This is a genomic window from Nostoc sp. FACHB-888 (assembly GCF_014696655.1).
In the GTDB taxonomy this organism is placed as follows: domain Bacteria; phylum Cyanobacteriota; class Cyanobacteriia; order Cyanobacteriales; family Nostocaceae; genus Nostoc.
The window spans coordinates 1-8,122 of record NZ_JACJQM010000185.1 but is presented as its reverse complement, the minus strand read 5'-3'; the positions used below and the strand labels follow the sequence as shown (position 1 = coordinate 8,122).

Annotated in this window: 6 protein-coding genes; 4 read left to right on the top strand and 2 right to left on the bottom strand. The window is 42.0% G+C overall.

Annotation, left to right across the window (positions count from 1 at the left end):
- Nucleotides 1-94: 94 nt before the first annotated feature.
- Nucleotides 95-3,946, bottom strand: a complete 3,852-nt coding sequence (gene mobF, locus H6G26_RS35790) for a MobF family relaxase (protein ID WP_190736084.1) — start codon at nucleotides 3,944-3,946, stop codon at nucleotides 95-97.
- A gap of 607 nt (nucleotides 3,947-4,553) precedes the next feature.
- Here mobF and H6G26_RS35785 point away from each other — a divergent pair.
- The 4 genes from H6G26_RS35785 to H6G26_RS35770 all read left to right on the top strand — a co-directional run bounded on the left by H6G26_RS35785 (nucleotide 4,554) and on the right by H6G26_RS35770 (nucleotide 7,750).
- The gene (locus H6G26_RS35785; RefSeq protein WP_190736076.1) at nucleotides 4,554-5,681 is read left to right on the top strand and encodes a ParM/StbA family protein; all 1,128 of its coding nucleotides are present in this window, start codon (nucleotides 4,554-4,556) and stop codon (nucleotides 5,679-5,681) included.
- Nucleotides 5,674-6,108: a hypothetical protein gene (locus H6G26_RS35780; protein WP_190736074.1), complete on the top strand. Its 435-nt coding sequence runs from the start codon at nucleotides 5,674-5,676 to the stop codon at nucleotides 6,106-6,108. The genes H6G26_RS35785 and H6G26_RS35780 overlap by 8 nt, the downstream gene beginning before the upstream one ends.
- Nucleotides 6,109-6,121: 13 nt before the next feature.
- Nucleotides 6,122-6,910 (top strand): hypothetical protein, encoded by a 789-nt coding sequence (locus H6G26_RS35775; protein ID WP_190736072.1) that lies wholly within the window; start codon nucleotides 6,122-6,124, stop codon nucleotides 6,908-6,910.
- A 438-nt stretch (nucleotides 6,911-7,348) separates the two neighbouring features.
- Nucleotides 7,349-7,750, top strand: a complete 402-nt coding sequence (locus H6G26_RS35770) for a hypothetical protein (protein WP_190736070.1) — start codon at nucleotides 7,349-7,351, stop codon at nucleotides 7,748-7,750.
- 106 nt (nucleotides 7,751-7,856) lie between these two features.
- On the opposite strand, the gene H6G26_RS42195 is transcribed toward H6G26_RS35770, so the two are convergent.
- On the bottom strand, nucleotides 7,857-8,122 hold a 266-nt coding region (locus tag H6G26_RS42195), incomplete at its 5' end, for a hypothetical protein (RefSeq protein ID WP_206757583.1).

Sequence of the window (8,122 nt, the reverse complement as noted above, 5' to 3'; positions counted from 1 at the left end):
TTCGGTTTTCTTCTGGCGTGAGAATGATGCGTAAAGGCGCAGGCATAATAGGCTAATTTAGCAGTCTTTCTATCTTATAATTAATTCCACCCACCTACTTAGAACGTTGTTCTGGTATCGGCTTACGCAAAGGTGGAAAAGCCGCAGTCTTTGAATGCTGATTCTGCTGTTGCCAGCCCCGAAAGGTTGGAGCAAGATGACTCAATTTCTCGTAAGCGAGTGGCCCACTTGCGGCGATGAAATCATCAACACCTTTGTCTGGGCCTGGCAAGTTGATGACTTTTACTCTTGCTCCAGTTTCTTGTAACAATCTTCCAGTCACTGAAATATCTCGTTCGATATGGAGCTTCGTTTCGGGCTTGGTTTCATAGTCAAAGCAGAACTTAAAAACTCTATTAGGTGTGGCGAAAACTGCTAACTCTTCATGAAGATAAGACTTACCGATTTTTTTGCCAAACTCATCTTTGGGAGTTCGGTATCCCGCCGAAATCCCAGGTAGCCCAATGGCAGCATGACCCTGACTCAACAGACTGGCTGCTTTTTTGGCTCCTTCTGCTAGAGCACACGGTAAATTATATTTCCATACACAATACCAAAATCCCGATTTCCGCTCCTGCTGAATGGGGTTAACTTTATGTTTGGAGTAGATGCGTTCGGCAATATCTTCAGGGACATTGAGCAAGAAAATACTTAATTCAACCTTTGGGGGATGCTCATATTTAATGAATTTTCCTTCAATTACCTGGTTATCCTCATTTTTTTTGGGTCTACGTGTGTTCGGCTTGTAACATCCCCATCTTTTAATTGCAGGTTTATCACCTGGTGTTAAATCAGCAAATGAACGCGCATCAACTCCAGCATCACACCACCAACCACCAGCATCAAGGTGAGAATAGGCTTTGATTAACCCTTCACTAAGTCGCCCCGTATTTGTACGATTAAGTTTTTCGCTAACCATCAGCCTTTCCCAAGCCTCATGCTCACCACCTGCATAGTTGAACTGAAGGCTTTCAAAGTTTAGCGCTGCAATTTCTGGGTGAATGGCACTTGATTCAAACTCTTGCCAGTGCTTTGGTTCAATAAAATTAGGTACTTCTTCTTGTTTTTGAGGTATCCAGAATGCTTCTGTTGGGACAGCAGTCTTTAATACTGGTTTTTCAAAAGCAGGAGACTTTCTATCATCTCTACGTTTCTCTTTGAGAGTGGGTTTGGCTACAGTTTCTAAACTCGTTGTAACTAATGGGGCTGCCTGACTAACTGGCAAGGAGACTTGTTCTGTGACTAGCGGTTGAGCTTTCAGTACAGGCTCTGCTATTGCAACTTCAAGTTTTACTACCGGCTCATTAGGTCTTGGACTGACCGAGGCAGTTTTCGCCTGAATTCGTTCCACTTTTAAGGAATTCATCAGCAATTCTAAGGCGTTATCTTTGGCTTTAGACTCTTGCGCCAGTTCCAGCAATTCTGATTTGTCTTTAGTATAAAGTTTGACGTTATGCCTAGCTCGACTAATCGCCACATAAAAACTTTCTTGCCCAATGGTGTGATCTGCCGCAATCAAGGCTAGGTCAGTGGTTTTACCTTGGCTACTATAGATTGTGCTGACAAGGGCATAGTCCAGGTTTTGCGCCTGTCTTAGGTTAATAGTTTCAGTTCGATTGCTATCTAAATACTGAATTTGGGCGGAATCTCCCTCAATCGCCGTGACTACAAATTCTTGACCATTGCGCCTTTGTAGTTGGCGGTCATTTTTCTTCCATTGCAAGCGATCGCCTACAGCAATCTCAATTTGCTCGCGTTGGTAAACAGCTTTGTCAAAATTGGCATCTACTTCTAACTGCTTTCCATCGTCTGCTTTCAAAATTAATCGGTCGGTGTTCTTGCCGACGACTTCATACAATTTGGCTTTCTCTAAACCCCGGCGTTTGTAATTGCGCGTTGGCATCACCACATTACCTAGTTCAAAGTTATGGGTATAACGCAGCTGCACTTTGGTCAGGTTTAAAGCTTGCAACTGGGTAATGTTTGCAGTTGCCCCTAAACTTCCTTCAATTTTTAGCTTGCCTCGGATTGCCTGGGTAAGTGCCAACTTCTCTACATTTGTACCAGCCAGTACCAATGTTCGCGCTCGTTGCTCTTTGGTTAATCCTATATAGTCAGCAGCAATTATCTCTCTTGTAGTATCGGGTGATACTTCCTGAATACTGCCTATTGTCTCTAGTTGCTTAAATCCTGCTTCTACTCTCCCATCTGCAATTAGGTCTACTGCAATTTTTAACTCTGGGTTACGCTGCCTGTTTGATTGGTTTAAGTGCGCGGTCTTGATGCCAGCTTGTTGCAAGGATTTGAAAGGGTTTCCAGCTTCGACAGCCGATAATTGCTTGGTATCGCCAACTAGTAATAGTCTTGCTCCCTCAAGGGTAGCTCTCTCTAACAGGGCATGAGCATCTTTGGCACTAAGTAAACCTGCCTCATCCACAATCCAAATTTGATTTAATTCAAGTCGGGGTGCTGGCTCAGACACCAATAAACTGGCTACAGTCTCACCTTGTATGCCTAGCTCCTCACTTAATACCTTGGCCGCCATCGATGAAGGGGCAAAAGCTTTGACTGTATAGCCCTGAGCGAGTGCGATCGCGTTTAATTCCTTGAGGGCGAAAGTCTTACCAGCACCAGCTACCCCTTGCCACGCAATGAATTGGTCTGTTGTCGTTGCAGCTAGACTAACTGCCTGCCGCTGCCCAAGGTTTAGTGAGGTTTTCTCTAAAAGGCTTGAAGCTACTTGTGTATGCAGTATCGGATTAACTGCTCCAATTCCTGACTGCATCAACTCAATCGTCGCTAGTTCTCTTTTTACTGCCGTCCATGTTGTATATTGTCTTTCCATTCCCGGTAGAACGATTAACTCTTGATGCTCCTTGATTAATGGCTCAAGCGCATTTACATCAGTGAAAAGTCTTTCAGAGAGGATAAATTTTTCTAAATCTTCAAGTTTAAAGGCAACATTCCTCTCACTGCAATGAGCGATGGCATCTGCCAACACATCTTCAACGTTGGGTTCGGCAAGAGAATCAGCAACTACTTGACTATTTGGCTCAGAAGGCTTGATGAAACTGATACCCAGTGCCGCAGCTTCTTCATACCATAGCGATTTGAGTTCTGCCTCTGTTAACTTTTGCTTGCGTTGACGAGTAGTATCCCAAACTTGGTTTCGCTCTGCCCATGAAGAAGATGCACCAGCAAGAGCTACGATCTGCTGCCGCCGTTTTGAGAACGCCTCTAAATCTTGTTCTTTAAAACCTTTAATCTCAAATTGTCCATGTTTTCTGGGTTCTACCTCATACCCTAGTTTCTGGACTTCTGCCGCTAGATAGCTCTGGTATGCCATCCCCAGGAATTTCTTGTTAGCGAATATCTCACTATTCACCAAACTTATCCACTGACCATCATTGGTCTGCGTCGTATTCATGACTAAGCAGTGGGTGTGCAGATGTGGATCTAAATCCCGACTCTCGATATGGTCAAACTGCGCGACGACCAAGTTACCCGTGTTTACCTTGCGACGACAATCTCCTTGTGTCACCCTCGTTATGGCATAACGCCTTTCCATCAGCCCGATCACTTCCTTTAAAGCCTGATGGTGCGCGGCGATTAATCTTGAATCCCCACCGACCAACGCCATTAGGCTCACACTCTTGGGCGCAGAAAATGTACAGTCTAGTGCTGCTCTACGTTCTTTTTGTTTCAGCACCCTCGCATTAAGTTGCTCACGGCCATCAGGCGATCGCCCTTCGATTACATTGATAAACTTTTGCTCATTATCAATTGACCCTGACAATCCAAGTTTCTCTGCACCTAGTCCACTCCAGCGCGACTTGCCTTGATGGTAGTAGTTTTTGACGAAGTACTTCACCGCCATCTCTGAGGACACGTTAGCAGCTGTTAGCATTGCTCACCTCTGCTAATACCCCTTCGGGGCGGGAACAGGGAACGGGCAACAGGCAACAGGAAACTCTTAAAACCAAGCTGTTCACTTTCTTGCTTATTCTCTCTTTTCTGTTTCCTGTTCCCTATTGCCTGTTCCCCTTTACACAACTTAACCCAATAACCATTGCTGCCAAAGTTCATTCCCGTCACCAAACAAAATTTTGTTTGATGCCGAGTGAAGAAATTTTGGTAAAACTTTGACGACAACAATTTTTTTATTTTCCAACTCTGATGTTTTTTACTATAGCAAATTACGCTCAAAAACTTTCCGCAAAAATTGGCGTACTGTGCGTCGTAAATGAAAATTAGGATGCCGTGAAAGTGCCGCATCTATGCCATATATGCTCCTTTAGCTAACCATACTATTATCATAAAAATCGGTTTCAGGAACTTCCAGGAAGTGCTAAGAAGCGACTGGAAAATGACTGATAAAATCTCAATATTCTCATGACTTTTATGTTATTCTGACTTAGAATTATCAGAGGAATGACATACTCTGAATTTAGCTATACTGATTTATTTTGATACCAAAAAATGGCTACTAAAATTTTTCAATGGGGGTGTTGGTGATGAGCTTGCTAAGGTTAGGAATAGATCCGGGTGGTTCATCTTTGAAGGGATTTTACACGTTGAATTCCTTCAATCCAGAATTGATTTTGATGGAGCCGGAGGTAGCGACAGTCCCGCGAGAAAGTTTAGAAATTTATGAACAAAGTAAGATAGGTGAGTCAAATCCTGAAAATAGTGCTTGGATTGAATATGAGCAGAACTGTTTTGCAGTAGGGTTTTTAGCGAGAAAGCGCTTTAATGCCGACTTGCAACTGCAAAAGCGGAAATTTGAGTTAGCGTTGCCTAAAGTATTGGCGATTGTGGGAGCGATCGCGGACAAACACGATTTAGAAAATGGGTCATCGATTCATTTAGGGATTTTGCTGCCATGGGGAGAATATCAAGATCGGGTTTTATTTCAGGATTTAGTGACCAAGGCCCTTTCTCTCTACAAGTTCAAAGGACGTTCAAAAGCATTTTCATTAGAGCTATTTTTGTGTCTTCCTGAAGGCGGGGGAGTTTTAACCAGGGGGCGGTCTCCAGGTTCTATCCTCAAAGAGCAAACTATCACAGTTGTAATGTTGGGTTATCAAGATACAAGTATTCTGCTGATTGAGCGTGGAGAGATGAGCAAGGGCAAGACAGAGCCTTTAGGTTTCTCGAAAATGGTTGAATCAGTCAAGAGTCAGACATCAGGGTTAAAAAGTGAGCAGTTGACGGTGGCTATTTGTAAGGCTGGGAAGAACTCATCTCATAAAGCGTTGGGTGAATTAGCTTTAAATGTAGATCCCATTTATAGAGAGCATGAGATTTCTAGAATTCGTAATGCTGTTGCCAACAGTAGAGAAGAATATTGGATGATGCTGTCTAACTGGTTAAAATTACAAGTCCCTCGTCATGTCGATGAAGTGATTATTGGTGGAGGTACTGCTCATTACTTCCGTTCTCAGTTGAATAACTTGTTTTCGTTTTCTAATGTGAACTGGTGTGAAAGGTTGGAGACACAAATCAATAATAGTTTCCCTGAAGTCGCATCTAAGTCTCTCCATTATCGTTTGACAGATGTTTATGGATTATTTTTCTTTCTCTGTAGTAGAGGAATGAAGCAAAGCCAGGATATTGTGGATACAGGCGCGACAAATGAGTGAAAAGATTCAAAGAATTGATTATCGGTGTCGAATTTCGATGAATAAAGAGCCGTTCAGCATTGCCCTCATCAATTACATGAAGCATGGCGGTAACATCAACGAGAGGGATAAGGTATTATCTGCTTTATTTGGATATTGGTTGCCTTTTGCCTTAAAAGCAGATGGGAATTATTCGGAACAAGAAGTAAAACAGTATGTCAGAAATACTATTTACAAGCTGAAGTTGCACATAGCATATCTCTCTGAAGTGTTTTTTTTAGAAGATTTCCCTGTTGATTCTTCCACAATTATTTCTGCTAAACCAATGATGCAACAGGTGGTATCTAATGTGGCAGGTGAAAGATTGATTGAACCAGACAAACCCCAGCCATCTATAGATTTTTTGTGTCATGAACATGACTTTACCTTTGAAACAATGTTCCCTTAGAAGGAGATGAGTAATGCCTTACACTAAAGAAGCCTTGCAGAATATGTATTCTCTGTCATTAGAGGATGTTTTAGCAACATTGATAGCTTGTGGACTGACTGATAACACACAGGAATACTCTGATGCAGAGATTGAGACTCGGTTTGATATCGTTCGTCAGTGGTTCAAGGATGGACAAGTATCTGATTATCAAGAAGCTACAACACTTTTTCAAGATTGGTTAGAGGAGAATTCTGCACCAAAAACCAAAAATGAGAAAAAGTCTGCCAAAAAAGGGGCTAAACCATTAGATATAACTGAATTGTTGATTGTTGCTCGTGAACAGGGATTGAAGCTCACCTTGACACAAGCTTCCAGGATTTTGGCTTTTTGTGGATTAGGAGAGAAAGAGGAATATACCCCCCAAGAAGTCGAGCGTTTTATCCAAGCCTCTGGGTTCGTTAGTGAAGAAACACCTGATATTTCCAGTAGCATTGGAAATATTAATACTGAATCAGAAGAAGCTTTAGCTGGCTTAGTTGATAGAGTTACAGATTATCTGGCTGAAAAAATTCCATCGGGATTAGTTAAGGACTTGTACGTTCAAAAGGCCCTAGCCAAATTAGGACAACAATCTCAAGGAAGCGATTATCTCTTTGCTCAATTAGAAGATAAGATTATGCAGCAACTTCAGGGAAAGTCCCAGACTCTAACTCCCTTGCAGAGGTTGCTGGAGAAACATCGGGTATTTTCCTTACCCCCGACTTCTGTTCAATTAATGGAATTGCCCAGCGAATCAGAGAGCGATACGACTACCAGCTAGAACAGGAAATTCATAACAGAGAACGCACCATTGATATCCAAGTAGATAAAGCCTCTGATGCGAAAGCCACCCAACTTGCTGCCCAAAAGCTTTTAAAGCTCCAAGCTTGGAATGAAGCACAAACACAACGTCAAAAACTTCGTCACAAGCGGTTTGAACAATTCAAAGAACTTCTTTTCTGGGCTGGTGCTTGGGTCGGCTCTGGTCGCTCTGGTACTTTATTTTTCCTGAGTGGCATTGTCACATTCACTACTCTTGGACTAATCGCAGGACTCAACTGGCCTACCACCATCGCTTGTAAAAGTGACTCTGGGGGATGTTATTTACTGCGATTAGATAAGAAAACCGTGATTCTTCCCCAACAATTCAAAAATATCCTTGCTGAGTACGAACGTAACAAGAACAAATCCAAACGTCGTAAATAATTAAGAAATGCTCATGTCTGAACTACAACAAACCAAGCTTTGGGACGATTGGGATGATATCAATTTATCAACTCCAGAACGTCGCATTGAACGCTTAGAAATTCTGCTGTGCCAAAAAGTCCACAAAGGCGAGGACATATCTGGATGTCTGCAAGTTTTAGAATACTTGAAAAATCGCACGACTCAGCAAAAGTTAGAGTCTGTTTTCTTTAGGCAAGTTCAGTCTAAACTGACTTTCAACTCGTGGCAAATAATTGGTCAGGCTACGTTAATCTTTTTAGTCGCTATTCCTTGCTGTTTTGCGACGTATAAAATAGCTACTTCACCAATATCTAATAATTCTTCGTCGGAATTATCCCTTAGCAAACAATTATCAAAAAGCACCCCACCACACAGTAAAAAACATCATAGATAAACACAGTTACAGTGCGGTATATTTATTTACTGCACTGCGATTACTGACTATGATACTCCATCAGTAATTTCTAAAATCTTTCAAGTCAACGGAGTAAAAAGGCAGTTTATGAATATTTACTTTTATGCCCAAGGTGAGGCGATCGCTTTCTTTCTTCTTTCACATATTCAGGTAAAATCACTGCATTTGATGGATAAAAACTTTTTTTACAGCGTAACTCACCTACTTTAATAGACCTCTTGCAGAATTGATTTTGTGTTATAATGATTGGTTTTCTTAATCTGAATGGGGTGAGATAACTAAAAAGATTGATGCCTGGGGTATTTATAGCGATAGTTGTAATCGCGGAACGTCTGACAGAAAAAACATCAC

Excerpts from the sequence above, each read along its gene's own strand:
- mobF (WP_190736084.1), bottom strand. The coding sequence starts at position 3,946 with ATGCTAACAGCTGCTAACGTGTCCTCAGAGATGGCGGTGAAGTACTTC.
- H6G26_RS35785 (WP_190736076.1), top strand. The coding sequence starts at position 4,554 with ATGAGCTTGCTAAGGTTAGGAATAGATCCGGGTGGTTCATCTTTGAAG.
- H6G26_RS35780 (WP_190736074.1), top strand. The coding sequence starts at position 5,674 with ATGAGTGAAAAGATTCAAAGAATTGATTATCGGTGTCGAATTTCGATG.
- H6G26_RS35775 (WP_190736072.1), top strand. The coding sequence starts at position 6,122 with ATGCCTTACACTAAAGAAGCCTTGCAGAATATGTATTCTCTGTCATTA.
- H6G26_RS35770 (WP_190736070.1), top strand. The coding sequence starts at position 7,349 with ATGTCTGAACTACAACAAACCAAGCTTTGGGACGATTGGGATGATATC.